28 protein-coding genes, 1 pseudogene and 1 riboswitch are annotated in these 25,226 nt (G+C 60.7%); of the genes and pseudogenes, 8 read left to right on the top strand and 21 right to left on the bottom strand.

Annotated features, from left to right (window positions below):
- Window positions 1-65: 65 nt before the first annotated feature.
- From ACKPCU_RS16205 to ACKPCU_RS16185, 5 genes are all read right to left on the bottom strand, one after another.
- On the bottom strand, window positions 66-236 hold the full coding sequence (locus tag ACKPCU_RS16205) for a DUF2788 domain-containing protein (RefSeq protein ID WP_088273917.1): 171 nt from the start codon (window positions 234-236) through the stop codon (window positions 66-68).
- A 102-nt stretch (window positions 237-338) separates the two neighbouring features.
- Window positions 339-827 carry an Lrp/AsnC family transcriptional regulator gene (locus ACKPCU_RS16200; RefSeq protein ID WP_321348288.1) on the bottom strand — a complete coding sequence of 163 codons (489 nt, stop codon included), beginning with the start codon at window positions 825-827 and terminating at the stop codon, window positions 339-341.
- A 119-nt stretch (window positions 828-946) separates the two neighbouring features.
- On the bottom strand, window positions 947-1,150 hold the full coding sequence (locus tag ACKPCU_RS16195; RefSeq protein WP_321348286.1) for a hypothetical protein: 204 nt from the start codon (window positions 1,148-1,150) through the stop codon (window positions 947-949).
- 268 nt (window positions 1,151-1,418) lie between these two features.
- Entirely contained in the window at window positions 1,419-2,300 is an 882-nt protein-coding gene (locus tag ACKPCU_RS16190) for a cation diffusion facilitator family transporter (protein WP_321348285.1), read from the bottom strand.
- A complete protein-coding gene (locus ACKPCU_RS16185) occupies window positions 2,300-2,812 on the bottom strand; it encodes a polyribonucleotide nucleotidyltransferase (protein WP_321348284.1) in 513 nt (170 codons plus the stop codon). The genes ACKPCU_RS16190 and ACKPCU_RS16185 overlap by 1 nt, the downstream gene beginning before the upstream one ends.
- A gap of 19 nt (window positions 2,813-2,831) precedes the next feature.
- On the opposite strand from ACKPCU_RS16185, the gene hrpB reads away from it, so the two are divergent.
- The 3 genes from hrpB (at window position 2,832) to ACKPCU_RS16170 (ending at window position 7,284) form a co-directional block, all read left to right on the top strand.
- Window positions 2,832-5,369 (top strand): ATP-dependent helicase HrpB, encoded by a 2,538-nt coding sequence (hrpB, locus tag ACKPCU_RS16180; protein ID WP_321348282.1) that lies wholly within the window; start codon window positions 2,832-2,834, stop codon window positions 5,367-5,369.
- 70 nt (window positions 5,370-5,439) lie between these two features.
- Window positions 5,440-6,459 carry a class I SAM-dependent methyltransferase gene (locus ACKPCU_RS16175; RefSeq protein WP_321348280.1) on the top strand — a complete coding sequence of 340 codons (1,020 nt, stop codon included), beginning with the start codon at window positions 5,440-5,442 and terminating at the stop codon, window positions 6,457-6,459.
- A 26-nt stretch (window positions 6,460-6,485) separates the two neighbouring features.
- Window positions 6,486-6,649, top strand: a riboswitch (yybP-ykoY riboswitch).
- Between the two features lie 47 nt (window positions 6,650-6,696).
- The gene (locus tag ACKPCU_RS16170; protein ID WP_104737220.1) at window positions 6,697-7,284 is read left to right on the top strand and encodes a TMEM165/GDT1 family protein; all 588 of its coding nucleotides are present in this window, start codon (window positions 6,697-6,699) and stop codon (window positions 7,282-7,284) included.
- A 1-nt stretch (window position 7,285) separates the two neighbouring features.
- On the opposite strand, the gene ACKPCU_RS16165 is transcribed toward ACKPCU_RS16170, so the two are convergent.
- Together ACKPCU_RS16165 and ACKPCU_RS16160 are read right to left on the bottom strand one after the other, a co-directional pair.
- Window positions 7,286-8,227, bottom strand: a complete 942-nt coding sequence (locus ACKPCU_RS16165) for a GGDEF domain-containing protein (RefSeq protein WP_104737219.1) — start codon at window positions 8,225-8,227, stop codon at window positions 7,286-7,288.
- Window positions 8,228-8,313: 86 nt separating this feature from the next.
- Entirely contained in the window at window positions 8,314-9,624 is a 1,311-nt protein-coding gene (locus tag ACKPCU_RS16160; RefSeq protein ID WP_321348276.1) for a hypothetical protein, read from the bottom strand.
- 159 nt (window positions 9,625-9,783) lie between these two features.
- Between ACKPCU_RS16160 and ACKPCU_RS16155 the strand changes: the two genes are divergently transcribed.
- Entirely contained in the window at window positions 9,784-11,046 is a 1,263-nt protein-coding gene (locus ACKPCU_RS16155) for an ABC transporter substrate-binding protein (protein WP_321348274.1), read from the top strand.
- Here ACKPCU_RS16155 and ACKPCU_RS16150 read toward each other — a convergent pair.
- The 6 genes from ACKPCU_RS16150 to ACKPCU_RS16125 form a co-directional block, all read right to left on the bottom strand.
- Window positions 11,043-12,026 carry an ArsA family ATPase gene (locus ACKPCU_RS16150; protein ID WP_321351859.1) on the bottom strand — a complete coding sequence of 328 codons (984 nt, stop codon included), beginning with the start codon at window positions 12,024-12,026 and terminating at the stop codon, window positions 11,043-11,045. The genes ACKPCU_RS16155 and ACKPCU_RS16150 overlap by 4 nt on opposite strands.
- Before the next feature lie 50 nt (window positions 12,027-12,076).
- Window positions 12,077-12,358, bottom strand: a complete 282-nt coding sequence (locus tag ACKPCU_RS16145; RefSeq protein WP_088273516.1) for a cory-CC-star protein — start codon at window positions 12,356-12,358, stop codon at window positions 12,077-12,079.
- The gene (locus ACKPCU_RS16140; RefSeq protein WP_321348268.1) at window positions 12,348-14,033 is read right to left on the bottom strand and encodes a carbon starvation CstA family protein; all 1,686 of its coding nucleotides are present in this window, start codon (window positions 14,031-14,033) and stop codon (window positions 12,348-12,350) included. The genes ACKPCU_RS16145 and ACKPCU_RS16140 overlap by 11 nt, the downstream gene beginning before the upstream one ends.
- 75 nt (window positions 14,034-14,108) lie before the next feature.
- Window positions 14,109-14,465 (bottom strand): antibiotic biosynthesis monooxygenase family protein, encoded by a 357-nt coding sequence (locus ACKPCU_RS16135; RefSeq protein ID WP_321348266.1) that lies wholly within the window; start codon window positions 14,463-14,465, stop codon window positions 14,109-14,111.
- Between the two features lie 18 nt (window positions 14,466-14,483).
- Complete coding sequence (locus ACKPCU_RS16130) at window positions 14,484-15,077, bottom strand: LysE family translocator (RefSeq protein ID WP_321348264.1); 594 nt, start codon at window positions 15,075-15,077, stop codon at window positions 14,484-14,486.
- Window positions 15,077-15,313 carry a DUF1272 domain-containing protein gene (locus ACKPCU_RS16125; protein ID WP_104737475.1) on the bottom strand — a complete coding sequence of 79 codons (237 nt, stop codon included), beginning with the start codon at window positions 15,311-15,313 and terminating at the stop codon, window positions 15,077-15,079. Before ACKPCU_RS16125 ends, ACKPCU_RS16130 begins: the two co-directional genes overlap by 1 nt.
- A 114-nt stretch (window positions 15,314-15,427) precedes the next feature.
- Here ACKPCU_RS16125 and ACKPCU_RS16120 point away from each other — a divergent pair, with 114 nt between their 5' ends.
- A complete protein-coding gene (locus tag ACKPCU_RS16120; RefSeq protein ID WP_321348260.1) occupies window positions 15,428-16,075 on the top strand; it encodes a DsbA family oxidoreductase in 648 nt (215 codons plus the stop codon).
- On the opposite strand, the gene ACKPCU_RS16115 is transcribed toward ACKPCU_RS16120, so the two are convergent.
- Both ACKPCU_RS16115 and ACKPCU_RS16110 read right to left on the bottom strand, forming a co-directional pair.
- Window positions 16,076-16,456: a hypothetical protein gene (locus ACKPCU_RS16115; RefSeq protein WP_321348259.1), complete on the bottom strand. Its 381-nt coding sequence runs from the start codon at window positions 16,454-16,456 to the stop codon at window positions 16,076-16,078. It lies immediately after the preceding gene.
- A 192-nt stretch (window positions 16,457-16,648) separates the two neighbouring features.
- The gene (locus ACKPCU_RS16110; RefSeq protein WP_104737210.1) at window positions 16,649-17,146 is read right to left on the bottom strand and encodes a hypothetical protein; all 498 of its coding nucleotides are present in this window, start codon (window positions 17,144-17,146) and stop codon (window positions 16,649-16,651) included.
- 199 nt (window positions 17,147-17,345) lie between these two features.
- Here ACKPCU_RS16110 and chrA point away from each other — a divergent pair, with 199 nt between their 5' ends.
- Entirely contained in the window at window positions 17,346-18,659 is a 1,314-nt protein-coding gene (gene chrA, locus ACKPCU_RS16105; protein ID WP_321348256.1) for a chromate efflux transporter, read from the top strand.
- Window positions 18,660-18,665: 6 nt separating this feature from the next.
- Here chrA and ACKPCU_RS16100 read toward each other — a convergent pair whose 3' ends face one another.
- From ACKPCU_RS16100 to ACKPCU_RS16090, 3 genes are all read right to left on the bottom strand, one after another.
- The gene (locus ACKPCU_RS16100; protein WP_104737988.1) at window positions 18,666-19,319 is read right to left on the bottom strand and encodes a 7-cyano-7-deazaguanine/7-aminomethyl-7-deazaguanine transporter; all 654 of its coding nucleotides are present in this window, start codon (window positions 19,317-19,319) and stop codon (window positions 18,666-18,668) included.
- Window positions 19,320-19,526: 207 nt separating this feature from the next.
- Window positions 19,527-20,333, bottom strand: a complete 807-nt coding sequence (locus tag ACKPCU_RS16095; RefSeq protein WP_321348251.1) for a M48 family metallopeptidase — start codon at window positions 20,331-20,333, stop codon at window positions 19,527-19,529.
- A 67-nt stretch (window positions 20,334-20,400) separates the two neighbouring features.
- Window positions 20,401-20,535, bottom strand: a complete 135-nt coding sequence (locus ACKPCU_RS16090; RefSeq protein ID WP_321348249.1) for an entericidin A/B family lipoprotein — start codon at window positions 20,533-20,535, stop codon at window positions 20,401-20,403.
- A gap of 206 nt (window positions 20,536-20,741) precedes the next feature.
- On the opposite strand from ACKPCU_RS16090, the pseudogene ACKPCU_RS16085 reads away from it, so the two are divergent.
- Window positions 20,742-22,866: pseudogene (locus tag ACKPCU_RS16085) on the top strand (methyl-accepting chemotaxis protein).
- Here ACKPCU_RS16085 and ACKPCU_RS16080 read toward each other — a convergent pair.
- Genes ACKPCU_RS16080 through ACKPCU_RS16070 form a run of 3 tightly spaced genes read right to left on the bottom strand, consistent with a single transcriptional unit; the run spans window position 22,851 to window position 23,943 of the window.
- The gene (locus ACKPCU_RS16080) at window positions 22,851-23,501 is read right to left on the bottom strand and encodes an SOS response-associated peptidase (protein WP_321348247.1); all 651 of its coding nucleotides are present in this window, start codon (window positions 23,499-23,501) and stop codon (window positions 22,851-22,853) included. The pseudogene ACKPCU_RS16085 and the gene ACKPCU_RS16080 sit on opposite strands and share 16 nt — an antisense overlap.
- A complete protein-coding gene (locus ACKPCU_RS16075) occupies window positions 23,498-23,746 on the bottom strand; it encodes a putative signal transducing protein (protein ID WP_321348245.1) in 249 nt (82 codons plus the stop codon). Before ACKPCU_RS16075 ends, ACKPCU_RS16080 begins: the two co-directional genes overlap by 4 nt.
- A 2-nt stretch (window positions 23,747-23,748) precedes the next feature.
- On the bottom strand, window positions 23,749-23,943 hold the full coding sequence (locus ACKPCU_RS16070; protein ID WP_211287101.1) for a CPXCG motif-containing cysteine-rich protein: 195 nt from the start codon (window positions 23,941-23,943) through the stop codon (window positions 23,749-23,751).
- Window positions 23,944-24,058: 115 nt separating this feature from the next.
- Here ACKPCU_RS16070 and ACKPCU_RS16065 point away from each other — a divergent pair, with 115 nt between their 5' ends.
- On the top strand, window positions 24,059-25,216 hold the full coding sequence (locus ACKPCU_RS16065) for a 1-acyl-sn-glycerol-3-phosphate acyltransferase (protein ID WP_104737981.1): 1,158 nt from the start codon (window positions 24,059-24,061) through the stop codon (window positions 25,214-25,216).
- Window positions 25,217-25,226 lie beyond the last annotated feature (10 nt).

Genomic DNA, 25,226 nt, shown 5'->3' with positions numbered 1-25,226 from the left:
CCTAGTGAATCAGGATTCAGATGTTGGGTCAGCGGGGATAATGGTCAGAAAGGCGGCCGAATCGGTCAGTGCTCCAGCACCATGATCATGACTTCCTTGACGATGAAGGCGAACACGCCCAGGCCCAACGCAAAAAACAGCACCGCGGTGCCGTAGCGGCCAGCTTTGGATTCCTTGGCCAGATCCCAGACGATAAAACCCATGAAGGCGACAAGGCCAAAGATCATCAGGGGCATGGCAATGGCTTCGAACTGTTCGTAGTTCACGAGCGGCTCCGTTAGAAAAAGGGGGAGCGGCAGTATACCGGGTAGTCAGTCGCCCTGCGCGTACGGTTCTACTCAGTTGAGGCCAAGATGTTTCAGCGGCAGCTCGGTACTGGCGATGATCTGATTGAGTACGAAGCTGGAGCGGACGCTGGATACGCCTTCAATGCGGGTCAGCGTGCCCAGCAGCAGCTGCTGGTAGTGCTCCATGTCAGGTACCACCACCCGCAGGTGGTAGTCGGCATCCATCCCGGTGACCAGGCAACAGTCGAGCACCTCGGGACATTGGCCGATTATCTTCTCGAAGCCGGCAAAGCGCTCGGGGGTATGGCGGTCCATGCCGATCATGACGAAAGCCGTCAGTTTGAGGCCCAGCTTGGCTGGGTCCAGCAATGCAACCTGGCGTCGAATCAGGCCACTTTCCTCCAGTTGTTTGACTCGGCGCGAGCAGGGCGACGGGGACAGACCGATGAGCTCGGCCAGCTCCTGATTGCTGATGCGGGCGTCGTGTTGCAGGGCGGCGAGAATCTTCAGATCGTAGCGATCGAGGTTGAGATTGTTCATGAGATTTACTCAATTGCGGTATTTTTAGTATTTTTAGTTTTTTATTGCTTATGGCGCAAGTTTTTGTGCAAAAACAGGTAATTAATTTCGCGCGGATGAGGATAATATTTTCAACAGATTCAGCCGAAGCCGATCGTCCAGACCGCTTCGTCCACAAGGCGAAACGGGGCCGCAGCATCCAGAAGATGTGAGGCCAGTCGGTTACCCAGCCCACGAGGCACGGGAGTAAAGGCATCATTCCAAGAGAATGAAGGCGGACGTAAAAAGGCGAGCTGCCCTGCAGGCAGCTCGCCTTTTTTTATGCGTTTTTCAAGGTTCTTCACGGAGTTCGGGGTTATGCGCCATGGGGGATTTTGCCGAATGCGCTGATGGTGGAGTGTGCACTCAGGGTTCCTCCCGTATACGCGGGCGAGTAACGCAGTGAACCCGAAGGGCCGCGTAGCCGGGTGCCTGGGAGGATCACAAAGGGGGGCTGGGCAAGCAGTCCCCTTTCGCTCTTGCTCTTTACCACGAAGTTTTATCATGTGAGCGCGAGGAAGCTACAAATCTCGGAGGCTCCCCCCGTTAATCCGTGATGAACCTTTTATGCGCTCACGCCGGGTCCTTGTGAACCAGCACGTCGGCCTGCGGGAAGCGCTCCATGATCGCCAGACGGACCTGTTCGCCTCGCGCGTGGGCGTCGGCCAAGGTCAGGGTGGCAGGCAGCTCCAGGTGCAGTTGCATGAACCAATGCTGGCCCGATTCGCGGGTGCGCAGGTCGTGAACGTCGATGACGTCCGGCACCGCGCGGGCAATGCGCAGCGCCTCGGCGCGCACCTCGTCCGGCAGCTCGTGGTCCATCAAAATCTGAATCGCATCCAGTCCGATACGTACCGCACCGTAGCCAATGAAGAGCGCAATACCCAGACCGAACAGCGCATCGGCCCGCTGAATACCGAGCTGGGCCAGCAGCAGCGCGGCGATGATGCTCAGGTTGAGCAACAGGTCCGAGCGATAGTGCAGTGAATCGGCGCCGACTGCAGTGGAGTTGGTGCGGGTGATTACATGCTTTTGAATGACCAGCAGGCCGAGGGTTGCGACAATCGAGAACACCATGACGGCGATGCCGGCCCAAGCGGTTTCCAGCGGCTCGGGGTGGAGCAGGCGGTTAATGCCCTGCAGCAACACCAGCACGGCCGAGCCGGTAATGAATGCCGATTGCGCCAGCCCGGCCAGAGCTTCAGCCTTGCCGTGGCCGAAACGGTGCTCCTTGTCGGCGGGTTTGAGTGCATAGCCAACGGCGAACAGGTTGATGATCGAGGCGGCGGCATCCATTAGCGAGTCGATCAGACCGGCCAGCAGGCTGACTGAGCCGGTTGACAGCCAGACGGTGGCTTTCAGGGCAATCAACACCAGTGCAACGGCCACCGATGCGCGGGTCGCCAGTCGCAGCAGGCGGGCCCGCTCTTCGCCAACAGCGTGTGGTTGGCTCATCAGCCGCGGCCTGTGTATTGCAGCATGGCCAGTTGGGCTGCTGAGTCGGCCTTGATCTGGCGCGCCTGTTCCAGTGGCAGGTCCTGTCCCAGTTCCTGTTTGAGGATCTGCTGCAGTGCGGCGGTATCGACTTGACCATTGGTATCGATGGCCTTGTTCAGCGTCGCGGGGGCAACACTGTACTTGCCGTCAGGCAGATAGATCGCACCGGTGACGAAGTCGATACCAAAGGCAATCAGTCCAGGGATGATGAAAATCAGCAGGCCGATGCCGTTGAGAATGGCCACGCCCGGGTCGATCTGGCCACTGATCTGGCCGCGGCGCTCGGGGTAGAAGATGGTGCCGCAGGCACTGAGTTGTGTGATCAGGGCGCCGCAGAGGATGGCGGCAGACAGCGATTTGAGACGGCTATTCACGGAGCAGGACTCACGATAGAGGGTTGAACCAGCCGCATTAGCATAGCGGTCGCCCTGAGTGACGGAAAGCCCGCGCTCGCTATAATGCTGGCTCATTTCAATCAGCTCAGGCGCCATGAACGATCTGCCCGTCTCCCGGATTCTGCCCGAACTCAAACAGACCCTTGCCGGCCAGCATTCGGTCGTCCTGCAGGCGCCGCCCGGTGCCGGTAAAACGACGCTGGTGCCGCTCGCCCTGCTTGAGTGCGGCTGGCTGGCCGGGCAGAAAATCATCATGCTGGAGCCACGTCGGCTGGCGGCCAGGGCCGCGGCTGAGCGGCTGGCCGAGTTGCTGGGCGAGCCGGTTGGGCAGACTGTAGGCTATCGCATCCGGCTGGAAAGCAAGGTCAGCGCGGCGACACGCATAGAGGTGGTCACCGAAGGGATTCTGCAGCGAATGTTGCAGGATGACCCGGAGCTACCGGGCGTTGGCGTGGTGATCTTCGACGAATTCCACGAGCGCAGCCTGGATGCCGATCTGGGGTTGGCGCTCTGTGTGCAGACCCAGCAATACCTGCGGGATGATCCGCCGCTGCGGCTGCTGGTCATGTCGGCGACGCTGGATGCCGAAGGCGTCAGCCGACTGTTGGACGACGCGCCGATCATCACCAGTCAGGGGCGTCAGTATCCGGTGGATGTTCGTTATGGCGCACCGGCAACCCTTGGCCGCTCGAATGATGCCGAGGTGGTACAGACCGTGCTGCGCGCGCTGGACGAGGAAACCGGCAGCGTGCTGGTGTTTCTGCCGGGTATGGCCGAGATCCGCCGGGTGCTGGCACGGTTGGAGGAGGCGCTGGGTGATCAGCCGAAGGTGCTGCTCACACCGTTATTTGGCGATCTGGATCTGGCGGCCCAGCGCCGCGCCATCGCTCCGGCGCCGGCCGGCGCGCGCAAGGTGGTGCTGGCGACTGCCATTGCCGAAACCAGTTTGACCATCGAGGGCATTCGCGTGGTGGTGGATGCCGGCCTGTCGCGTGAGGCTGCTTTTGATCCGCTTTCTGGCATGAGCGCACTGCAGACCCGGCGGGTATCGCGCGCCGCTGCCGAGCAGCGCGCCGGCCGTGCTGGTCGTCTGGAACCCGGTGTCTGTTACCGGCTGTGGTCTGCCCAGCAGCACGAGCAGCTGGCGGCGCAGCGTGATGCCGAGATGCTGCAGGCGGATCTCGCCCCACTGGCGCTGCAGCTGGCGCAGTGGGGAGTACAACAGCCTGATGAACTGGTCTGGCTGGATCCGCCCCCGGCTGCTGCACTGGAGCAGGGGCGTGAGCTGCTGGAACGGCTCGGTGCCTTGCAGCGCGACGGTGCCAACTGGCAGTTGACTGATCACGGCCGTGTGCTGGCTGGCTTACCGATGCATCCACGGCTAGCGCATATGCTGGTTGAAGGGCGGCGGCTTGGCCTGGCTGAGCTGGCAGCGCGTATTGCTGCGGTGGTTGATGAGCGCGACCTGCTGCGCCGCGCCGACAACGCCGATCTCAGTGCGCGGCTGGCACTGTTCGATGATCCGCGGGGCGCCGATGTTGATCGCGCGGCGCTGCAACGCGCCAAGCGGCTGGTTGACCAATGGAAGCGGCTGCTGAATCGTCTGCCGGCCAGCGATCCGGTCAGTGATCCGCAGCATGATGACTGGCACGGCGTTCTGCTGGCGCTGGCCTACCCGGATCGCATCGCTCAGCGACGTGGCGCGGCCGGCTCCGACTATCGCCTGGCCAATGGCCGTTCAGCCGGGTTTACCGAGGTCGACCGACTGCAGCAATCGGTGTGGTTGGCGGTGGCGGCTTTGGGTGGGCAGGGCGGTCAGCGTCAGGCGCGCATTTTTATGGCTGCCGAGCTGAATGTGGAGCGCCTGCTGGCGGTTGAACCGGCGCTGCTGAGTGAGCGCGATACGCTGGAGTGGGATAGCCGCAGTGAAACCCTGCTGGCCGAACGGCAGCAGCGCATCGGCGAGCTGATCTGGCAGCGCAAGGCGCTGCCGCAGGTGGCACCGGAACAACGCCAGCGGGCGCTTTGCGACGTGGTGCGGCGCCAGGGTATCAACCTGCTGCCGTGGAAGCCGGAGCAGCGCCAATGGCAGGCGCGCGTCATGCTGCTGCGCGAGCTGGATCTTGCGCAAGGTACTGACAGCCGTTGGCCCGACCTATCGGACGAGGCCCTGCTCGCCAGCTTGGAAGACTGGCTGGCGCCTTATCTGGGCAAGGTCAACCGGCTCGCGCATTTCGCCAATCTGGAGCTGGGTAATATTCTCGCCGGGCTTTTGCCCTGGCCATTGCCAAAGGAACTGGACGAGCAGGCGCCGACCCACTGGACGGTGCCGACCGGCTCACGGATGCGCATCGACTACAGCGAGACGCCGCCGGTGCTCGCGGTGCGCCTGCAGGAGATGTTCGGCAGTACCGATACCCCGCGTATCGCCGGCGGTCGGCAGGCGCTGAAACTGCATCTGCTGTCACCGGCCCAGCGCCCGGTGCAGGTGACTCAGGATCTGGCTGGCTTCTGGCAGGGCAGCTACGCCGAGGTGAAGAAGGACATGAAGGGGCGCTATCCCAAACACTACTGGCCCGATGATCCGCTGCAAGCTGAACCGACCCGGCGAGCCAAGCCGCGTGGCAGCTGACGGTCCGCCTAGTGACTGACGGCGCCTTCCCTTACAATGCGCCCCTTTGTAGTGATCAGCGGAGAGCCCGATGGACAACACCAGTCAGATACTTGAGCGCAGCGCCGAGCTGTTCAGCGGTCAGCGCCTGCTGCTGGTCAATCCGGTCGCTGATGGTTTGACCCGCAACCTGTCGGCCGACTGGACCCTGTGGAGCTGGGATTACGCCAGCAGCCGCGGACTGGCCGGCTCGCTGCCGGAAGAGCGGTTGGTGTTCTCCCATCTGTGCCCGCCGGTCGAACATCTCGATGCGGCGATTCTGGTCATGCCCAAGGCGATCGAGCGCGCCGAGTATGCGCTGGCGCAGATGGTGCCGTTGCTGGCGCAGGGCAAGCCGGTCTATCTGGTTGGCGAAAAGAAGGGCGGCATTACCCGGGCGGAGAAGCTGCTGGGCCGCTACGGCGCGCGCCCTGAGAAACTGGACTCGGCGCGGCACTGCCAGCTCTGGCGGCTGATCGTCGATCAGCCGGTTGCGCCGTTCAGTCTGGGGGATTGGCTGCAGCAGTACGAGCTGAGCTTTGACGATCAGCCGCTGCAACTGGTTAGCCTGCCGGGCGTGTTCAGTCATGGCCGACTGGACGAGGGCAGCGAGCTGTTGCTGGCCGAGCGGCAACCGCTGCCAGCGGGCCGGGTGCTGGACTTCGGCTGTGGCTCCGGCGTGTTGTCGCTGATCTTGGCACGGCGTAATCCGGAGGCGCGGTTCGAATTGGTAGATGTCGATGCACTGGCCATCCATTGCGCTCGGCAATCGCTGGCGCTCAACGGTGTCGAGGCCGAGGTGCATGCCTCCGACGGGCTGAGTGACGTGCACGGTCGGTTTGCCGCCGTGATCAGCAATCCGCCATTTCACACCGGCATCCGTCAGGACACCAGCATCGCTGAACGCTTCTTCGAGCAGGTGACCCGGAACCTGCTGCCGGGAGGAGAGTTGCGCATCGTTGCCAACGGTTTTTTGCGCTATCCACCGCTGATTGAACAGCACATCGGACCTTGCCACGTGTTGCGCGAGAATAACCGCTTCAAGGTGTACTCGGCGGTCGCACCGGGTTGATTCGGCCTGCCGTTGTCGTTATATTTGCGTCCGTCTTAGGGGAGTAGTCTCTCCGCAAGCGCCTGCTTGCATTGGCAAACGTCAACATAATTGATCCGCAGATCATGGCGTTTGCGACCCTCCACCGCCCTGCGCGGTACCGGGTTTGACGAGACCTTTGACACGCGACCACCAGCCGAGGGCGGGGGGTAGTCGTGTGTCAATGGAATCGTAACCCCGCCCTCTGTTGGAAACTCCGTGGAAGCTTTTTTCGTATCGAGCGGGATCGTCACGCTGGCTGAGATCGGCGACAAGACCCAATTGCTGGCCTTGCTGCTGGCGGCACGCTTTCGTCGGCCGTGGCCGATCATCTGGGGCATTCTGGTAGCCACTGTGGTCAATCATGCGATGGCGGGGGCTATCGGTCAGCTGGTTGCCGACTACCTGAATGACACCTGGCAGCACGCGATTCTTGCTGTGTCGTTTCTGGCGGTCGCTGCCTGGACGTTGATTCCCGACAAACTGGATGAAGACGAAGCGCCGCCGGTCGGACGGTACGGCGCCTTTATCGCTACCGTGATTGCCTTCTTTTTGGCTGAGATGGGGGACAAGACCCAGATCGCAACGGTGGTGCTGGCTGCGCAATTTGATGCCTACGTCTGGGTTGTGCTGGGGACGACCGTTGGCATGTTGCTGGCTAACGTACCGGTGGTGATTTTGGGTAATGTCGCGGCCGAACGCCTGCCGCTGACGCTGATACGCCGCATTACCGCATTTGCCTTCCTGGTGCTGGGGCTGTACTCGGCTTGGTTGCTGGTTCAGCCCATGCTGGCAACAGCGGGCTGAGTCAGCCGCCGTTAACGATGCGATTGCGGCCCTGCTGCTTGGCCTGATACAGGCTACGATCCACTGCGTCGAGGAAGGCACGTGGGTCGTCCTGCTGGCCAGGCAGTATGGTGCCGATGCCCATGCTGACAGTGAGAATCTGCCCGGTCTCCGAATTGGCGTGGGGGATCTGCTCCTTGAAGATCAGTGACCGGCAGCGCTCTGCCACCCGCTCGGCTGCCTTGGCATCGGTTTCTGGCAGGACCAGCACAAATTCTTCACCGCCGTAGCGGGCAAAGAAATCGCGTGAACGTGCCGCCGCGCCTCCCAGCGCCTGGGCGACTCGCTTGAGGCAGTCGTCGCCGCAGATATGACCGTAGTGGTCGTTGTACTGCTTGAAGTAGTCGATATCGAGCAGAATGACCGAAAGCGGCTGACTGTTGCGTCGGGCGTTGGTCCACTCCAGTTCCATGATCGAGTCAAACATACGTCGGTTGGCAGCGCCGGTCAGGCCATCCTTGAATGACAGCTCTTCCAGCTCCCGCTGCAGCGTCTTCAGCTTTTCTTCGGTCTTCTTGCGTTCGCTGATGTCGAACATGAAGCCGATCAACGCTTCCACTTCGCCGTCGTCGTCGCGCACGACATGCACTACGTCGCGAATCCAGACGTACTCGCCATCGGCAGTGAGGGCGCGATAATCGGCTTCATGATCGGTACCAGCCTGAGACTGGGAAATACAGAAATTGACCACCCACTCGCGGTCCTCCGGGTGCATGCGAGTGGCCCAGTCATCGGCGCTGATCCAGCTGTCCTGGGTCCAGCCCAGCAGATGCTCGATTTGCGGGCCGATATAGGCAAACGTCATGGTCTTCCAGTCGATCTTCCACGGAATGGCCTTGGTTGATTCAAGCAGGGTCTTGTAGACCGCGCTGTCGTGGGCAATTTCGGTGGCGATGTCGCTCATGCGTTTATCCTGTTGACGGTTTGGTTGTCGATGCCTAAATCAAAGCACGCTTTATGCCAAGTAGTCGCGATGGCTGTACATGATCGTCACTGAGCCTGGCCTGCGGTATTCAGGGCCCTCTGGTACAGGGCCAGAAGCTTGGCGGGCTGGTCATACACGATGCGTTCCCCGGCGCGCAGCTCTCGGCGCATCAGGCGGATCATCTGTTCCAGTACCGGTTCTGCGAAGTTACTGGCGGCTTGGCCGGTCACCTCTGCCAAGCGTCCGGCGATGACGGCGGTATCGCTGACCACCGGACAGATACGGTAGCGGTAGGTGCCTCCGATGGCTTCGGGGACCAGGTCCATGAAGCGGTCCGGGCGCTGCCGAAAGAAGCTCAGTGGCAGGCGGTAGGCGTTATTGCCGAGAATCGGCAGATCGTCCGGCACCGCCTCCTCTTCGTCCAGCACCTGCAACCGGGTCGCCAGTGGTAGCAGCTGATCGAGTTTGTACGTCGAGGCCATGTGCTGATTGCCGACCCGTACCAGGTTGGCAATCAGCTCTCCGAGCGAGGCGTGGCCGATAATGGCTGCGCGCTTGGGCAGGCCACCCCAGGCGCCATCTGCGCCGTTGAGCAGCGCCTCGATGACGGACGCGTTCTCGAAGCCGCCGCCGGCGTGCATGTGTACCAGCAGCTTTAGCGGGCGTGGCAAATAGCGGCGGGCGACAGCTACGTAGGCGCCAACCTGGAAGGGCAGGTAGGTGCCACGGTCGTCTTCCATGCTCAGGCCGAAAATGGGTTGCTGGGCAAGTAGCTGGAGAATTTCGATAGTTTCGTTCGGGTTCTGGGCGAAGGCGTCACAGCCGTCGACGATGTTGATCAGAATCTTCGGCGCGTCACCGTTATCGCCCCGGATGTTTTGCTGCAGCCAGGCGATGCTGGCGGGGATGCTGCGGCGCAGGGTGGCGAAGTCGTACTGGCTGCTCATGCCGTCCTGGCTCAGGTAGATCTCGTGCAGGGTGTTGGGTACGCCGTAGTCGCGCAGCTTGAGCATCGATGGCGAGGGTGTGAACTGGCCCGCTGTGTCGACCAGGCCTATATCGGTAAAAGCGTAGCAGCCGGTCATGTCGATCTGGTGATCGCGCAGGTACATCATGAAGTCATCATCGACTTCCAGCTCGTCGGGCATGGAGTAGTCGAGGGTGCCGAGCAGGATGTTGCGGAAGCCGAATTCGCGTACCTTCGGCAGGATTGCCAGCTTGTCCTGCAGGGTTTGACCAACCCGTGCTCCGACCGGATTCTCGCGCAGCGACAGGTCGATGAAAAACGGATCAATGTTGCGTAGTTGGTCTATCTTGTCGTTTACACCGGCCAGTATGGCGTGGGCGTCGGCGAGTTGGTTTGTTGCTGTGGGCATGGGTAACCTTCCTTGGCGGTCAATAAAACATTCTGTATAGCACCGCGCTATGAGGGCTGCCAGTCGTTATCCGACTTGGATGCGACCAAAGGACACTGCCAGCTGTCATATGCCTGTGAAATCATGTGGCTATTCTGCTGAGCATCAAGGATGTTTGCCATGACTCTAGGTATCACTCGCCTGTTCCGTTGCTTGTTGACCTGCCTCGCCATGGGCTGGGTTTGTTTCGCCAGTGCCGCCGAGCCGATTGTGCTGGGCGTAAACCTGCCGCGCACCGGTCAGTACGCCCAGGAGGGCCTGATGCAAATGCGCGGCGCGATGCTGGCGCTGGACGAGATCAATCAGGCTGGCGGGGTGCTGGGCCGCCCGCTTGAACTGCTCGAGCGCGACTCGGCCTCCAATCCGGAGCGGGCGGTGCGTAATGTTGATCAGCTGGCCGATGCCGGTGCCCGCATGCTGTTTGGCGGTGCCTCCAGTGCGGTCGCGATTGCTGCTGGCAAGCGGGCCCGTGAGCGGGGACTGCTGTACTTTGGCACCTTGACCTACTCCAATGACACCACCGGGCGTGACGGTCAGCGCTACCTGTTCCGCGAGAGTTACAACGCCTGGATGGCGGCGCGCGTACTGGCTGCGCAGCTGCAGGCCCAGTTTGCGGATAAGCGCTATTACTACGTGACTGCGGATTACACTTGGGGTCACAGCACCGAGGCATCGATGCGCCATTTTACCGGTACCGACGATGCCGGTGTGCATGGTTCGACGCTGATTCCGTTCCCCAGCGCTTCGTTGCGTGAGCTGCGCGAGGCACTGCAAGAGGCCCGCGATGCCAATCCCGAGGTGCTGGTGCTGGTGCTGTTCGGTGATCAGATGGTCAAGGCAATGAGGATTGTTCATCAGCTGGGTTTTGACAACGTACAGGTGGTGGTGCCTAACCTGACTCTCAGCATGGTTGAGCAGGCCGGGCCAGCGGTGATGGCGGGTGTGGTGGGGGCCGTACCCTGGACCTGGAATGTGCCTCGTGACTTCGGCTTTGAGCGTGGCGAGCAGTTTGTCAGTACCTTCGTCGAGCGCTATCAGACCTATCCTTCCAGCTCGGCTGCGTCGGCCTACAGCATCGTCTATCAGTGGGCTGATGCGGTTACGCGCAGCGGTTCGCTTGATAGCGAAGCATTGATTGGCGCGCTGGAAGGGCACAGCTATCAGTTGTTGAAGGATACCCAGACCTGGCGCGCCTTCGATCATCAGAATCTGCAGACGGTCTATGCGGTGCGCATCAAACCACGTGCTGAGGTCATGGCTGACCCGCTGCATCAGGATTACTTTCAGATCATCGGTCAGCTGTCGGGTGAAGACGCCGCGCAAACATTGGAGCAGTGGCAGGAAGAGCGCAGGGCGGCAGGGCAACCATTGCGCCTGCTCTAAAACCCCTGCTCTGCCAACAGCTGGGCCAGTTGCTGAAGGACCTCGATGCCCTGCACGTCGGTTTCCAGCCAGGGTAATAGTGGGCGCGGCAGGTGGCCCAACTCGTGGTCAATACGTTGCAGGTAGCTGGCTTCCTGCCGTCGTCGTTGCTGCAGGAAGTGGCCGTCGGCGCTGTCGGGGATGACTCGGTTGACCAGCGCCGCAGCGACCGGAATCTGCGCCTGCTGCAGACTCTCTACTGCCCGTACCGTTTCCAGAATCGGCAGTCGCTCGGCTGTCAGCACAAACAGAAAACCGCTGACCGTCGGGGCCTCCAACTGGCGGCGAGCCTGATGGAACAGTCTTCTACGGTTGCGTAAGGTTTCAGCAACGCTGCGGGTGCGCTGGTCCAGGCCGTCCAGAGGGTCTTCGTTGGGGTCGTCAAACGGGCTATTCAGATCACGCCCGCTGCGTGGGGTCAGGTGCTGCAGCACCTTGCCCAGCTCCGCAGACTTACGGTTGTGGCTGAGCAATCCGTCGGTCCAGGCGGCCATGGCTTCGGGGAGGGTGAGCAGGCGCAGGGTATGTCCGGTCGGGGCGGTGTCGAAGATAATCAGGTCGTAGTTGTCTGGCGGCGCCGTGACCAGTCTGGCGATGCGCTCAAGCAGCGCCGCCTCCTGAGTCCCGGGCGAATGGCGGGTCAATTGCATCTGTCGCGTCAGCTCGCTCAGCATCTCCGGCGCGGCCAGTTTGCGCATCTGCTCGGTTACCCGTTGCAGATGAGCGTCGACCTCGGCGTCGGGGTCGATTTCCATGGCGTCCAGATTGGGCAGCAGACGTTTCGGGCGATCATCCAGCGGGCGATCAAACACATCTCCCAGGCTGTGCGCCGGGTCAGTCGAGACGATCAGGCAGCGTAGCCCCCGGCTTGCCGCCAGCACGGCCAGCGCTGCAGCGACCGTGGTTTTGCCTACGCCGCCCTTGCCGCCGACCCAGAGCAGGCGGCGTTGCAGCAGATCAAGGTTGGTAGTGGAAATGTCGGCTCTCCCGGTCAGCAGCAGCGGAAATGGTCCAGCGGTGAATGCTCCATGCCCATGCGTCGGTGCCAGTCGTGGAAGCGTTCAAGCAGCAGTGGCTGCAGCTCCAGAGTGTAGTAGGACGCTGGGTTGGGCACGCCCATCATCTCGCTGAACACCAGCAGCATGAATAGATCATCATGGTCACGTCGGCTGCGGGCGATAGCACCGCGGTAGCGCGAGCTATAGGCCTCTTCCAGGAAGAAGCGCGCCTGACTCAGCCAGGCGCGCCATTTCTCGCCACGGTCAGCGGCCATCGGCTTGCTCCGCTGCCGCCAGTGCCAAGTGCCGTTTCAGCGCCGCAGCGCACTCCAGCGCGACCAGAATGGCGGCAATCAGCACCACGATATCCAGCACGAGCAGGAAGTAGTTCTGCTGGTCGTAGAAGGTCTTGAGCTGAATCACCAGTGCGGTCACTGTCATCAGCAGCAGGAAACACAGCGGTAGCAGGGTGTACCACATGGGCCGACGGTAGTGCACCAGCATGACGGTGATCACCAGCAGGGTCAGGCCAGCGAGCAACTGGTTGGTGGTGCCGAACAGTGGCCAGATAATCATGCCGCCGGCGCCGTCCGCTCCGCCGGCACCAAAGGCCAGCAGCAGGCAACTGCCGATGGCCAGCAGGGTGGCTGGCAGCGGCTTCTTCATCCACTCCTGATGATAGATCTCGCCCCACTCCTGGAAAATATAGCGCTGCAGGCGCAGGCCGGTATCCATGGTGGTGCCGGCAAACAGGGCCGCCATCACCGTGAGCAGGGTCGCGGCAGTCACCTGCGGCAGGCCAAGCCCATTGTGGATGACATAGGCGCCGCCCTGCACGAAGGCGGTCACGCCACCCTGGCCAAAGGCGCTATACATGGCTTTCCAGTCCGTCAGGCTGGCAAAACCGGCGCAGGCAACCAGAATCGCCGCCAGTGACAGGCAGCCTTCACCGATGGCACCAAAGTAGCCGACGAAGCGGGCGTCGGTTTCCTTGTCGAGCTGCTTGGACGTGGTACCGGAAGACACCAGCCCGTGGAAGCCCGAAATGGCGCCGCAGGCGATGGTGACAAACAGTAGCGGGACGATCGAGGGCGTGCCGGCAGGCACATCATCGTTGATCATCGGCGCGACCAGCGCCGGGTTCAGCAGCATGATTGCGCCGTACAGAATCAGCAGGCCGACGAACAGCTGCAAGCCGTTGATGTAGTCACGCGGCTGCAGCAGCATCCACACCGGCAACACTGAGGCGATGCCCGCGTAGAGGAATAGCAGCAGAATCCAGATGGCATTGCCTGACAGTCCGGCAACCTCGGCCGGCATCTGAATCGGGACGCTCGGGCCTGCCCAGATCAGTGCATAGAGCGCAACGACGCCAATTACCGAGACCACTGGCAGGCTGATCATGCGGCGATAGATCAACTGGCCGATGATCAATGCGACGGCAATGGCGCCCCAGACCGGCAGCACGGCGGTCGGGAAATTCATCATCAGCTTGGCAATCACCACCGCAAATACCGCGTTGACCATCAGCAGCACCAGGAAGATCACGATCATGAAAATGCTGCGGGCGCGTTTGCCCACCACATCGCCGGTCAGCGAACCGACTGATTTGGCCTTGTTGCGTACGCTGGCCCAGACCGCCCCCATATCGTGTACGCCGGCGAAGAAGATGGTGCCCATGACCACCCAGATGAAGGCGGGCAGCCAGCCCCAGATTACTGCAATGGCGGGCCCGACGATGGGTGCAGCGCCGGCGACGGAGGTGAAATGGTGACCCCACAGCACGAAGCGGTTGGTCGGTACGAAGTCGATGCCATCTTCGAACTCGTGTGCTGGCGTACGAAAATCCGGATCGAGGCGATAGATCCGGTTGGCAATGAAGCGGGAATAAATGAAGTACCCCAGGGTCATCAACCCCAGCCCGATCAGTAGCAGGATCGCTGCGCTCATGCTGTGGCTCCTGTGTTGTGGCTCTTGTTGGATAGCCTGCCGAAGCGTCTGCGTCGGCCCACAGGTCACTATAGCTCAGCCTGGCTGATGGGGCTGGGCGGCCACCGGTTGGGCGTCGAAACTGTAGTCCCGCTCAACCCGGGCAATACGCACCCGGTACTGGGCGTACCAGTCGCTGCGACCCCGGCGCTGGGCATCAAGGTGCTCGCTTTGCTGCTTCCAGCGGTGAATGGCGTCCAGGTCGCGCCAGTAGGATAGGGTGATGCCGAGCCCGTCGCGGGCTGACTCAACGCCAAGGAACCCTTCCTGCTCAGCCGCGAGTTCCAGCATGCGCGCCGCGGTCTGCGCGTAGTCGTCGTCCAGTTCGGTTCGCACGGAGGTAAATATCACCGTGTAGTACGGCGGCTGTGGCGTGTTGGCAATCTGGGGCATGGGGTTCTCTATAATCAATCAGCGACTGGCTAGCCAGAGGCCGCAGCCTATGATCAGGCCGCCGCCGAGTCGCCTCAGGGGGCGGCTGTGATGGTGTTTTGTCAGGCGGCTGCCGAACAAGGCGTAGAGGCTTTTGACCAGCAGCAGGGCTACCGCAGTGGTGATCAAGAGTTGCAGGCACACCAGCGGCGATAGTGGTGCAGTAATGAACAGCGGGAAGAAACTGGCATAGAACACCAGCGCTTTGATGTCCCCCAGCGTCAGCAGCAGTCCGGCAAGCAGGCTGCTGAACCAGCTACCCTGGCTGGCGGGCAGCACCGTCTTTCCCTTACAGCCAGACCACAGCGACCAGCCAAACCAGATCAGGTAAGCGGCCGCCATCCAGCGCAAAATGTTGAACATTATGCCGAGACTCTCCATGACGGCCTGCCAGCCGGCCAGGGCCAGCGCTGCCAGCAGGAGGTCGGCAAGGGTAATGCCGACCGCAGCGGCAAGGCCTTGGCCAATACCGCTCTCTGCACTGCGCACTATCACCAGTGCGACGCTGGTGCTGGGCAGGGCAGCAAGTGCGATCAGCGCAAGAAACAGCGGCAGCAGCGTCCCGATATCCATCAGTGGGCGCGCGTCTTGAGTACGCGCTCGGTGCTGGCCGGGTAACGTTCCAGCAGCGCGGTAGGGCGAATCGGGCGGACGACCAGGTTGCCGCCGCAGTTCGGACAGCTTCCGGCGAAGCGCTGTTCTGCGCAGTCGCGGCAGAACGTGCATTCGAAGCTGCAGATCAGGGCATCGGTTGCCTCGGCGGGCAGGTCGCGGTCGCAGCATTCACAGTTGGGGCGCAGTTGCAGCATGGTAATCACCGGCAAGATGGTTATTTGCAGTTATAGCAGTGGCTGATGCCCGATGAAACCCGCTGTATATGGTGTAGTCTCATTCTTTAAACCCAGCCAAACGTGAGTAACACCATGCAGAACCTGACCATTGATATTGTCTCCGACATTGCCTGCCCTTGGTGCGCCATCGGCTATGCTCGCCTGGAGCAGGCTTTGGCGGCGCTGGAAGGCGAGGTGGAAGCAACGGTGGAGTGGCACGCCTTTGAGCTCAATCCCGATCCGGCCCAGCGGCCGATGCCGATTGTCGAGGCGCTGTGCCGCAAGTACGGTCGTAACGAGGTCGAGGTGCGGGCGGCGCAGGATGACATGATTCGTATCGCCACCGGTCTCGGGCTGAATTTCACCCATATGCAGGAACGCTACACCGCCAATACCTTCGATGGTCACCGGCTGGTGAAGTGGGCGGCTGAACATGATCGCCAGACGGCGATGAAACAGGCCTTGTTCGACGCCTACTTCGGAGCGGCAAAGGACGTCAGCAACAGGGACGTATTGCTCGATGCAGTGCGTGCCGCTGGGCTTGATGCGGCAGAGGCCGAGAAGGTGCTGAGCAGTGACCAGTTTACTGATATTGTCCGCGCCGACGAAGCTCATTGGCAGCAGGCGGGCATCTCGTCGGTACCGGCCTTCGTGATCAACGGCCAGTACCTGATTTCCGGGGCGCAAGAGCCCGAGTATCTGGTGCGCGCGCTGCGGGATATCGCCGCGCAAGCAGCCTAGTTATTCGTTCCAGCGGCGGCCGTTCGTTGCGGTGGGCTGGGCTTGGTTTTCTATCGCCTGCCGCAGGACGCGTTCCACGACGACGCGCTGGAATGCTTCTGAGGGCTCGGTGGTGTTCGGCGGAAACAGCATTGCGTAGCCGTTGCGCAGCAACTGAATCGGTGTCATCAAAATACCGAAGGGGATGCCCCACCAGCCCAGCAGAAACGATTGCAGCACGTCGCCCCCCTGCCGCTTCAATGCGCAGCGGCGGCAGCAGATCAGTTCGTTGGTGCCCCAGCGGGTAAGCAGAATGAACGACTGCACAAAGTGCGATTGATGCAGGTCGATTGAACCTGTTTCCTTGCAACGCGGGCATGGCCCGCGATAGACCGACTGCACCAGTCTGGTCCTGTCATACGAGGACATTTGTCTGGCTGCCAGGGCTACCTGACCCTCCCTCAGGCAGTGAGCGTTGCAGAAGCGCAGTCCTTGTTCCTCAACGCCTCCGAACAAAATCATTTTTTTGCATGATGCGCAGCTAGCCATGGGGTTTCCTCGTTTTTTGTTGTTTTGATCGGGCTTCCGGGCGCGTCAGTGATCACGTACTACGGATATAGCCCATTGCAGCTGGTTACGCCGGTTATAGGAAAACAGCAGCCAGCAGGCGGGAATGCAGCTAAATAATCCGCCGGTGTAAAGCAAAAGAAGTCCTGGGGTACTGAGTGGCTGCTTCTGTCCGCCAGTCAGGATCAGCGAAATGCTGATCGCAACTGTTACGACGATGCCTGTGGCCACAATCCAGCCAGTCATGGCTCGCCAGATGTAACCCCAGATGCCCACAGGTTCAACGGTCGGTGTTTCGTTGATACCCGGCAGCTTGTTGTGGCGCAGGATGTGTATCAGATAGATGATCAGAGCTGTCTGCAGGCTGTTGTAGACAGCCATAAATACGTCCGGGTAGGGGAGGTTGATCAGTGCATCACTGCGTGGTGACTGGTCAGCGAAAGGTAAGATCAGCCCTGCAGCACAGCAAATAAGCAATGCGTTACGCGCTGCAGCTTCGTGGCGAAACAGCTGAAGTGGAGACATCTACAAATCCCTGTAGGCTGGGCATATTGATGTGAGCCCAATTTATCCGAGGCCTTATCATGCGGGTTGTGGTGAGTCTTGCCAAGGTTTTGTGTGACTGACGCTAAGTTGCAATTTTGCTGCGTCACTCTGTGCCACAAGCATGAACAGAGAGTGAAAAATGACAGCAAGACGGTCGGTACAGCAAGGTGCAACTCAAATGAGCAGGCGCGAAGCATTTCGCTTCTGGCTGAAGTTGGGGTTTATCAGCTTTGGCGGGCCGGCCGGGCAGATTGCGTTGATGCATGAGGAGCTGGTGTCCCGGCGTCGTTGGTTATCCGAACGCCGTTTTTTGCACGCCCTGAATTACTGCATGCTGCTGCCCGGGCCGGAGGCGCAGCAGTTGGCGACCTATCTAGGCTGGTTGCTGCATCGCAGCTGGGGTGGGGTAGTGGCCGGGTTGCTTTTTATCCTGCCGTCGCTGTGTCTGCTGATGTTGCTGGCTTGGGTGTATCTGGTTTATGGCGATCTGCCGCTGATAGTGGGGGTGTTCTACGCGATCAAGCCAGTGGTGGTGATCGTGGTCTTTCAGGCGGCCTGGCGGATTGGCGGCCGGGTGCTGCGTAACCACTGGCTCTGGGCGATTGCTCTGGCGGCCTTCGCGGCGATATTTTTCCTGCAGCTACCTTTTCCGCTGATCGTACTGGCGGCGGCGCTGGCGGGCGCGGTGGGTGGGCGACTGCGGCCATTGGCCTTTTCGCCTTCGGCGGCGGCCCAGGCGCCGTCTGATGGCGGCGGGGATGCGCTGCTGAATGATCATAGTCCGATACCTGAGCATGCCCGCTTCAACCTGTGGCGCCTGCTTCGAGTTTTGCTGGTCGGGGCTGCACTCTGGGCCTTGCCAATGGGCCTGCTGATGCTGTGGCAAGGCTGGCACGGGCCTCTGACCGAGATGGCCTGGTTTTTCACCAAGGCGGCGCTGCTGACCTTCGGTGGCGCCTACGCGGTGCTGCCGTATGTCTATCAGGGCGCCGTGCTGCAATACGGCTGGCTCTCGCCGTTGCAGATGATCGACGGCTTGGCGCTGGGTGAAAGCACGCCGGGGCCTTTGATCATGGTGGTCGTGTTTGTGGCGTTTCTTGGTGGCTATCAGGGCGCGTTTTTGGGGGCTGACCAGGCGCTGGTTGGTGGCATGCTGGCGGCGCTGATGGTCTGCTGGTTCACCTTTCTGCCGTCGTTTTTGTTTGTGCTCGGCGGCGCACCGTTGATCGAGGCCACCCGTGGCGAACTGCGCCTGACAGCAGCCCTGACCGGCGTAAGTGCCGCTGTTGTGGGTGTTATCGTCAATCTGGCGCTGTACTTCGGCTGGCACGTTTTCATGCCGGCTGACGCCGCAGGGCCGGATTGGCTGGCGCTGGGAGTGGGGCTAGTTGCGGCCGGCTTGCTGTTCGGGAGGGGCTGGACGGTGCTGCAGACCCTGCTGCTGGGCGCTGCAGCAGGGCTGCTGTTGGGCTGGACTGGGTTGGTGCCCTGAGTCGGCTCAGGCGGCTGAGGTCGCCGGGCCACCGAGACGATTCATCAGGGCGCGCAGCAGCACTCCATACAGAGGCAGGAACAACAGCATGCTGATGGTCAGCTTGATGGCGTAGTCGACCGTGGCGATCTCGACCCAATGCTCGGCCATGAACGGGTTGCTGCTGTGCCAGAAGGCGACCGAAAAGAAGGCAAAAGTGTCAGCCAGATTGCCTAGCACCGTAGACAGGCTTGGTGCGATCCACCAGGCCCTGATGCGTCGCAGGCGGTCGAATACCTGAATGTCCAGCAACTGGCCGATCACGTAGGCGACGAAACTGGCCAGCGAGATGCGCAGTACGAAGTCGTTGAACGATAGCAAAGCCTCAACGCCACGGTAACTGCCCTCCTGAAACACCACAGACACCACGTAAGACGCAACCAGCGCCGGCAGCATGACGCGCGCAATAACGCGGCGGGCGGCTTGTTTACCGAGCAGGCGAACGGTCAGGTCGGTAGCCAGGAAAATGAATGGAAAACTGAAAGCGCCCCAGGTGGTGTGGTAGCCGAACAGGGTGATGGGCAGCTGCACCAGATAGTTGCTGGCGATGATTATGGCAATGTGAAAACTGATCAGCAGTGCGAGCGCGCGGCGCTGCATGCCGGAGGTAAGTGCGGTCATGGTCTGTCCTTTTTTACGATTCGAGTCTGTTGACTCGCCGTTTTGTCAAATGGGGTGAGGGAACCCATATCGTTCGTCAGTGGGCGCGTAATGATGTTTCGGCGGTCCCATGGCGACGGCGCGCAATTGTACGGGTTTTGCGCGGATTAACCAGAGTATTTGCTGCTTTCCGACCGGCGGAGCTGCTGGGCCGCCGGTCGGAAGGCCTTACTTGGAAGCTTCGTACAAACCTTGGACGCGTGGAGCAGCGGCTTGCAGTGCCTGAATCCGGCCAGAGGAGGACGGGTGGGTACTCATGAAGGCTGGTGGCTCGCCTTCGGAAGCGGCCTGCATCTTTTGCCACAGACTGACCGCCGCTTGCGGGTTGTAGCCGGCGCGGGCTGCCAGTTCCATACCGATCAGGTCGGCTTCGCTTTCGTTGGAGCGGCTATTGGGCAAGGTCAGGCCGTATTGCACTGCCATCTGGGCTGCCTGGTTTCCACCTTCGCCCAAGCCCAGCAAGGCGCTGGCGAGCTGGGTGCCCATTTGGGTTGCATAGGCGCGGGAAATCGCCTCGCGGCCATGTTCACGCAGCGCGTGGGCAATCTCGTGGCCCATGATCTGGGCGATCTCGGCATCGGTCAGTTGGAGGCGGTCGATGATGCCCGAGTAGAATAGAATTTTGCCGCCCGGCGCACAGCTGGCATTGAGCTGATCGTCCTTGATCAGGTTGACTTCCCAGTCCCAGCTGCTGGCGTCAGGACGAAAATGCGGCACCTGCGCGATCAGCTTGGCGGCGATGCGATTGAGTCGTCGCACGGTGGACGCATTGGTATTGAGCAACCCCTGTTTCTTGGCCTCGTCGAGCGTTTCCTGATAGGACTCCGCGGCCATTTGATTGACCTCTTCACTGGACAGGCCGCTCATCATGTACTGGGTGCGGTTGACGCCAACATTGCCGCCCTGGGTGGTCTGCACGCTTTGGCAGCCAATCAGCAAGACGGCGGGGAGTAGAAGGGCGTATCGCAGTTTCATCGCTAACTTCCTTGATAGGTTGAGGGTAAATACTGCCGCTGCTCCCTAATCAGGCAGCGGCCCGAGTTCATTTGCTGGCGGCATCTTCGATGCTATCGCCAACTTTTTGGATATCCTTGCCGAGGCCTTCCATGGTATTGCACCCGGCCAGGCTGGTGGTACCGAGCAAGACACAGAGCAGTAGTATCAGTGATTTGTTCATGCTCTATTCTCTCATTAGATGTTTAGAGGGCGTTGTATGTCGCCGGGCATTGCCCCGTCGCTGCAGACGTGACTGGAAAATATTAAGCCATTGGACCCGCATTTGGGTAAAACTATACAAAAGGCTGTAGATTTTTGGTCTCTGGCCGATAAAACCGATGAACCGGTATCTTTCGCCGCTCTGTTGCTCCAACGTCGAGGTATTACATGAAATTCAGGTCAATTCAGCTCTCCATCGCCGTGCTGGCCGGTGCCTGCCTGTTCATCGCCGTTGGGGTGATGACGCTGTATTCGGTTTACTCCACCGAGCGGAGTCAGTCGTTGGTACAGCAACGCTCGCGGGCTTTGATTGATGGCCTGGTTAAGGATCGTGTGATTGCGATTGCCGCCGGCGAGCAGGCGCGTATTCGTCGCCATCTGGAGTACCCACTTGGTGTTGCATCACAGCTCGCGCAGCTTAATTCCATGCTCGGCCAAATTCAGGATGACGGCATGCCTGCGCTGATGATGGGGCGCGAGGAGATGACGCGGGTTATTCGGATGACGCTGGAGAGTAATCCGAACCTCTGGGATGCCTACGTCGGTTGGGAGCCCAATTCGCTGGATAACCTCGATAGCTTTTTTGAGGGTATCGAGACTGATGGTTATGACGGCTCGGGCCGCTACATGCCGATGTGGTATCGCAACGATGATGGCAGCCTGAGCCTGGAGGCGCTGGGCGACATGGAGAGCGAAGTCGTCCTCGATAATGGTGTACGTACCGGCGAATACTATCTGTGTCCGCGCGAGACCAAGAGCAACTGTGTGATTGACCCTGCACCCTACCAAGTGGGTGGCAAAACGGTTCTGTTGTCTTCGTTTACCGTTCCGATTATGAGTGACGGCCAGTTCATGGGGATTGCCGGCGCTGATCTGTCGATGGACTTTCTGCAGGGTATGCTGCAAGAAAGCAATTCGGACCTGTATGGCGGGCAGGGTGAGCGGCAGTGGCCGCCTTGTTGCCTACACCGGTGATGGGGCCAAGCCGGGAGACCAGGCGTCGAAAGTGCTGGATGCTCAGGAGCTGGACGCGATTGCCAAACTGGGGAGCGAACCGCTGTTTGAGGTGGATCACGAAGGCGTGTCGCACATGCAGCTGATCATGCCTATTACCCTCGAGGGCACTGGGGTTCGCTGGGCGCTGGTGATCAAGCTGCCGCTAGATGTGGTAATGAAAGACTTCAACCAGCTGGATGTTGAACTGACCGACATGCGTCAGCAGGACACATTGCTGCTGGCAGGTATTGGTCTGCTGGTTGCCCTGGCGGGTCTCGGTGTGATGGTGCTGCTGGCTTACGGCCTGGCCAAGCCGGCTCGTCAACTGGTTGCGATGCTGGATGACATCGCCAAGGGTGAAGGTGATCTGACCAAGCGGCTGAATGTGGATCGGGCTGATGAGCTCGGCTCTATTGCCCGTGGCTTCAATGCGTTCCTCGACAAGCTGCAGGGCATGATTCGTGAGGTCGTCGGCTCGGTCCAGCAGGTCACGGATGCTTCGGAGCACACTGCTGATATTGCGCTGCGTACCAATGACGGCGTTCAGCGTCAGCTCAGCGAGATCGATCTGGTCGCTACGGCGGTAACCGAGATGACTGCGACCGCACAGGATGTGGCGCGCAATGCCTCGCAGGCCGCCAGTGCCGCGCATAACGCCGACGGGTCTGCCTCCCACGGGCGTGAAGTGGTGCGGGCAACCGCCGAGACGATTCAAAATCTGTCGCAGGATATCCAGCGGGCGGTCGACAGTGTGCAGTCACTGGCACGCGACAGCGAAAATATTACCGGCATTCTCGACACCATCCGCGGTATCGCCGAGCAAACCAATTTGCTGGCGCTGAACGCTGCCATCGAGGCGGCGCGTGCGGGAGAGCAGGGTCGCGGGTTTGCGGTGGTTGCCGATGAAGTTCGCAATCTGGCGCAGAAGACCCAGAGTTCGACCGAAGAAATCCAGCACATGATTGAGCAACTGCAAAATGGTACACGGGAAACCGTCAAGGTCATGGAGCAGAGTCGTGCCCGTACTGAGCAGAGCGTGTTGCAGGCGGAGGAAGCTGATGCAGCACTGACCTCGATTACCCAGGCGGTGTCGGTGATCAATGATATGAACAACCAGATCGCCAGCGCAGCCGAGGAGCAGAGTGCGGTTGCCGAAGACATCAACCGCAACGTCACTACCATTGATACGGTTGCCAAGGATGTGGCCAAGGGCGCAGGAGAGGCCTCTGAGGCCAGTGCGTCACTGACCAAACTGGCCGAACATCAGCGTCGTCTGATCAATCAGTTCAAGGTCTGAGCCGGGCCCGCGGGGCTGCAGCAATGCGGCCCCTGGGTTGCGGGGTTGCTGACTGCAGTGCTGACCGGATAGGTCATTTCGATGCGGCTGTCGGCGTTCATGAGTAATGGTTGCAAGGCGCTGACAGCGGTGTGCTCAGCCAGCCAGATAGCCTGCTCACCGCTGTTCAATGCTACCGGCATGCGGTCACTCAGACGGCTGGCTAGGCCTTTGGCGGGCACCGTGATCAGGGCGCAGCTGTCCCAGAACTGGCCGTCATCAAGCTGATAACGTTCCCATATACCCGCCAGCGCCAGCCCCCCTTCTCGACGGCGCAGATACCAGGGCTGCTTGCGCGCACCCTGCTGCAGCCAGAGAAAATAGCCGTCCACCGGAATCAGGCAACGGCGCTGGGCGAAGGCGTGCCGGAACATCGGCTTCTCATGCAGATACTCCGCCCGGGCAGAGAATGTCGCGCGGCTCAAGTCCTTCAACCAGCCAGGGGTCAGATTCCACAGTACCGAGGCACACTCCAGTTTGCCGACGTGCTTGCGCAGGATCAGCGCCTGTTTGCCCGGTGCCAGGTTCCACTGTGGCTGCCAGCCGGCCGGGAGGTCCGAATGGGGCGCGTTGAACTGGGCAAGACGGCCACTCATGAACGGGGCGCCTCCAAATCATCGTCGCCGACCGGACTGGCGCTCAGGTAAGCGTGGATCAGTTCAAGGCTGCGGGTGCTGTCTTCGTCCACTACCCAGAGTCCGAGCAGGTCGTGCACGGGCAGATCGCCAATTGCCCCCTGCAGATAGCCGCCACTGACATGGCAGCGGATGTGGTGATCAGCCAGAACGCCAGCCAGCAGCGTAGCCTCTGCCATGTCGGCAGGGCGGTAGATGCATTGCATGCTTAGTCCTGTTCTCGGCGCAGATCGACGTGATAGTCGTCGCCTTGCTCGTCAATCCAGACACTGACGTGAATCGGCTGACAACAGACTTGACAGTCTTCGGTGTAGGATTGGGCTCCACCGCTCAGATCGAGCAGCAGGGTGATGGGCTCGCCGCAGTGAGGGCAAGCCAGATTGGCTTCTTCCAGTGCCTGCACTGTAAATACTCCTTGCGGCTTGTGTGTGACACGAAGTGTAGCCGCATCGTCAATCTGGCGAAACCACGGTTGGCAACGCATAATGCGCGGCTGACGACAAGACTCTGAGGGTGACATGAGCGAGTTCGAGGGCATTCGCCCGTACAACGATGCCGAAGTTCCGGGCGTGCTGGAGCGTCTGCTGTCTGACCAGGACCTGATGCGCATGCTGGCGGGCTACCGCTTTCCGCGTCTCAATCGGCTGCTGCCGGGGCTGGCTCGGTCGGTAGTGCAAATGGCGCTCAAGCGCGAAGCGCGCGGCGTTAAATCGGTTGACGACCTGCAGCACAGGCTGGAGCCCTATCTGGACCGCCTGATCGAGCGTAGCACCCTGACTGTCACCTACAGCGGCCTGGACAACCTGCGCCGTGATCAGGCTCACCTGTTTATCGCCAATCACCGTGACATCGTCATGGATCCGGCGTTCGTCAACTATGCGCTTTATCATGCGGGCCACCCGACGCCGCGTATTGCCATTGGTGACAATCTACTGCAACGCCCCTTCGTTGCTGACCTCATGCGCTTGAACAAGAGCTTCATCGTGCACCGGTCGCTAACCGGGCGCCGCGAGAAGCTGCAGGCGTACCAGACCATGTCGGCCTATATCAGCCACTCGATTGCTGAGGGCCAGTCGATCTGGATTGCCCAGGCGGAAGGGCGTGCCAAGGACGGGTTGGATGAAACCGACTCGGCAATCATCAAGATGTTCTGCATGGGCCGCAAGAGTGAACCCTTCGCCGAGGTGATCCGCTCGTTGAGCATGGTGCCGGTGTCCATCTCCTACGAGTGGGACCCCTGTGATGGCATGAAGGCGCGCGAGCTGGAGCAGCGTGCGCGCGAAGGTAGTTACAGCAAGGAGCCGGGGGAGGATGACCGGTCCATTGCCATGGGGCTCACCGGGTACAAAGGGCGTGTGCATGTTGCCTTCGGCGAACCGCTGACGGCTGAATATGGGGATGCCAAGCTGGTTGCGGCGGCGGTGGATAGACAGATTCTCGGGCACTATCGACTGTATCCGAGCAACTATCTGGCGTTTGAGCAGTCCGAAGGCCTGCCAGCGGCTTTGGCCGACTGGCGCAAGGAATACGCAGCGGCTGATCTGGCTGCAGAAGAACAGCGTTTCCAGGCGCGCCTGCAGGCGTTGCCTGAGGCCCAGCGGCCATTCTGGCTGCTGCAATATGCCAATCCGGTACGCAGTCGTTTGCGGGTTTTGGCTGAGTCGGCTGGCGAGTAGGTCGGAGCGG

Source organism: Halopseudomonas oceani, assembly GCF_963677335.1.
In the GTDB taxonomy this organism is placed as follows: domain Bacteria; phylum Pseudomonadota; class Gammaproteobacteria; order Pseudomonadales; family Pseudomonadaceae; genus Halopseudomonas; species Halopseudomonas oceani.
Note: the sequence above shows the minus strand (reverse complement) of the source record. Positions and strands in the feature narration are given on the sequence as shown.

Bases quoted from the DNA above. Each gene is read 5' to 3' on its own strand.
- ACKPCU_RS16205 (WP_088273917.1), bottom strand. From the start codon at position 236: ATGCCCCTGATGATCTTTGGCCTTGTCGCCTTCATGGGTTTTATCGTC.
- ACKPCU_RS16200 (WP_321348288.1), bottom strand. From the start codon at position 827: ATGAACAATCTCAACCTCGATCGCTACGATCTGAAGATTCTCGCCGCC.
- ACKPCU_RS16190 (WP_321348285.1), bottom strand. From the start codon at position 2,300: ATGAGCCAACCACACGCTGTTGGCGAAGAGCGGGCCCGCCTGCTGCGA.
- ACKPCU_RS16185 (WP_321348284.1), bottom strand. From the start codon at position 2,812: ATGAGCCAGCATTATAGCGAGCGCGGGCTTTCCGTCACTCAGGGCGAC.
- hrpB (WP_321348282.1), top strand. From the start codon at position 2,832: ATGAACGATCTGCCCGTCTCCCGGATTCTGCCCGAACTCAAACAGACC.
- ACKPCU_RS16175 (WP_321348280.1), top strand. From the start codon at position 5,440: ATGGACAACACCAGTCAGATACTTGAGCGCAGCGCCGAGCTGTTCAGC.
- ACKPCU_RS16165 (WP_104737219.1), bottom strand. From the start codon at position 8,227: ATGAGCGACATCGCCACCGAAATTGCCCACGACAGCGCGGTCTACAAG.
- ACKPCU_RS16160 (WP_321348276.1), bottom strand. From the start codon at position 9,624: ATGCCCACAGCAACAAACCAACTCGCCGACGCCCACGCCATACTGGCC.
- ACKPCU_RS16155 (WP_321348274.1), top strand. From the start codon at position 9,784: ATGACTCTAGGTATCACTCGCCTGTTCCGTTGCTTGTTGACCTGCCTC.
- ACKPCU_RS16145 (WP_088273516.1), bottom strand. From the start codon at position 12,358: ATGGCCGCTGACCGTGGCGAGAAATGGCGCGCCTGGCTGAGTCAGGCG.
- ACKPCU_RS16140 (WP_321348268.1), bottom strand. From the start codon at position 14,033: ATGAGCGCAGCGATCCTGCTACTGATCGGGCTGGGGTTGATGACCCTG.
- ACKPCU_RS16135 (WP_321348266.1), bottom strand. From the start codon at position 14,465: ATGCCCCAGATTGCCAACACGCCACAGCCGCCGTACTACACGGTGATA.
- ACKPCU_RS16130 (WP_321348264.1), bottom strand. From the start codon at position 15,077: ATGGATATCGGGACGCTGCTGCCGCTGTTTCTTGCGCTGATCGCACTT.
- ACKPCU_RS16125 (WP_104737475.1), bottom strand. From the start codon at position 15,313: ATGCTGCAACTGCGCCCCAACTGTGAATGCTGCGACCGCGACCTGCCC.
- ACKPCU_RS16120 (WP_321348260.1), top strand. From the start codon at position 15,428: ATGCAGAACCTGACCATTGATATTGTCTCCGACATTGCCTGCCCTTGG.
- ACKPCU_RS16110 (WP_104737210.1), bottom strand. From the start codon at position 17,146: ATGTCTCCACTTCAGCTGTTTCGCCACGAAGCTGCAGCGCGTAACGCA.
- chrA (WP_321348256.1), top strand. From the start codon at position 17,346: ATGAGCAGGCGCGAAGCATTTCGCTTCTGGCTGAAGTTGGGGTTTATC.
- ACKPCU_RS16100 (WP_104737988.1), bottom strand. From the start codon at position 19,319: ATGACCGCACTTACCTCCGGCATGCAGCGCCGCGCGCTCGCACTGCTG.
- ACKPCU_RS16095 (WP_321348251.1), bottom strand. From the start codon at position 20,333: ATGAAACTGCGATACGCCCTTCTACTCCCCGCCGTCTTGCTGATTGGC.
- ACKPCU_RS16090 (WP_321348249.1), bottom strand. From the start codon at position 20,535: ATGAACAAATCACTGATACTACTGCTCTGTGTCTTGCTCGGTACCACC.
- ACKPCU_RS16080 (WP_321348247.1), bottom strand. From the start codon at position 23,501: ATGAGTGGCCGTCTTGCCCAGTTCAACGCGCCCCATTCGGACCTCCCG.
- ACKPCU_RS16075 (WP_321348245.1), bottom strand. From the start codon at position 23,746: ATGCAATGCATCTACCGCCCTGCCGACATGGCAGAGGCTACGCTGCTG.
- ACKPCU_RS16065 (WP_104737981.1), top strand. From the start codon at position 24,059: ATGAGCGAGTTCGAGGGCATTCGCCCGTACAACGATGCCGAAGTTCCG.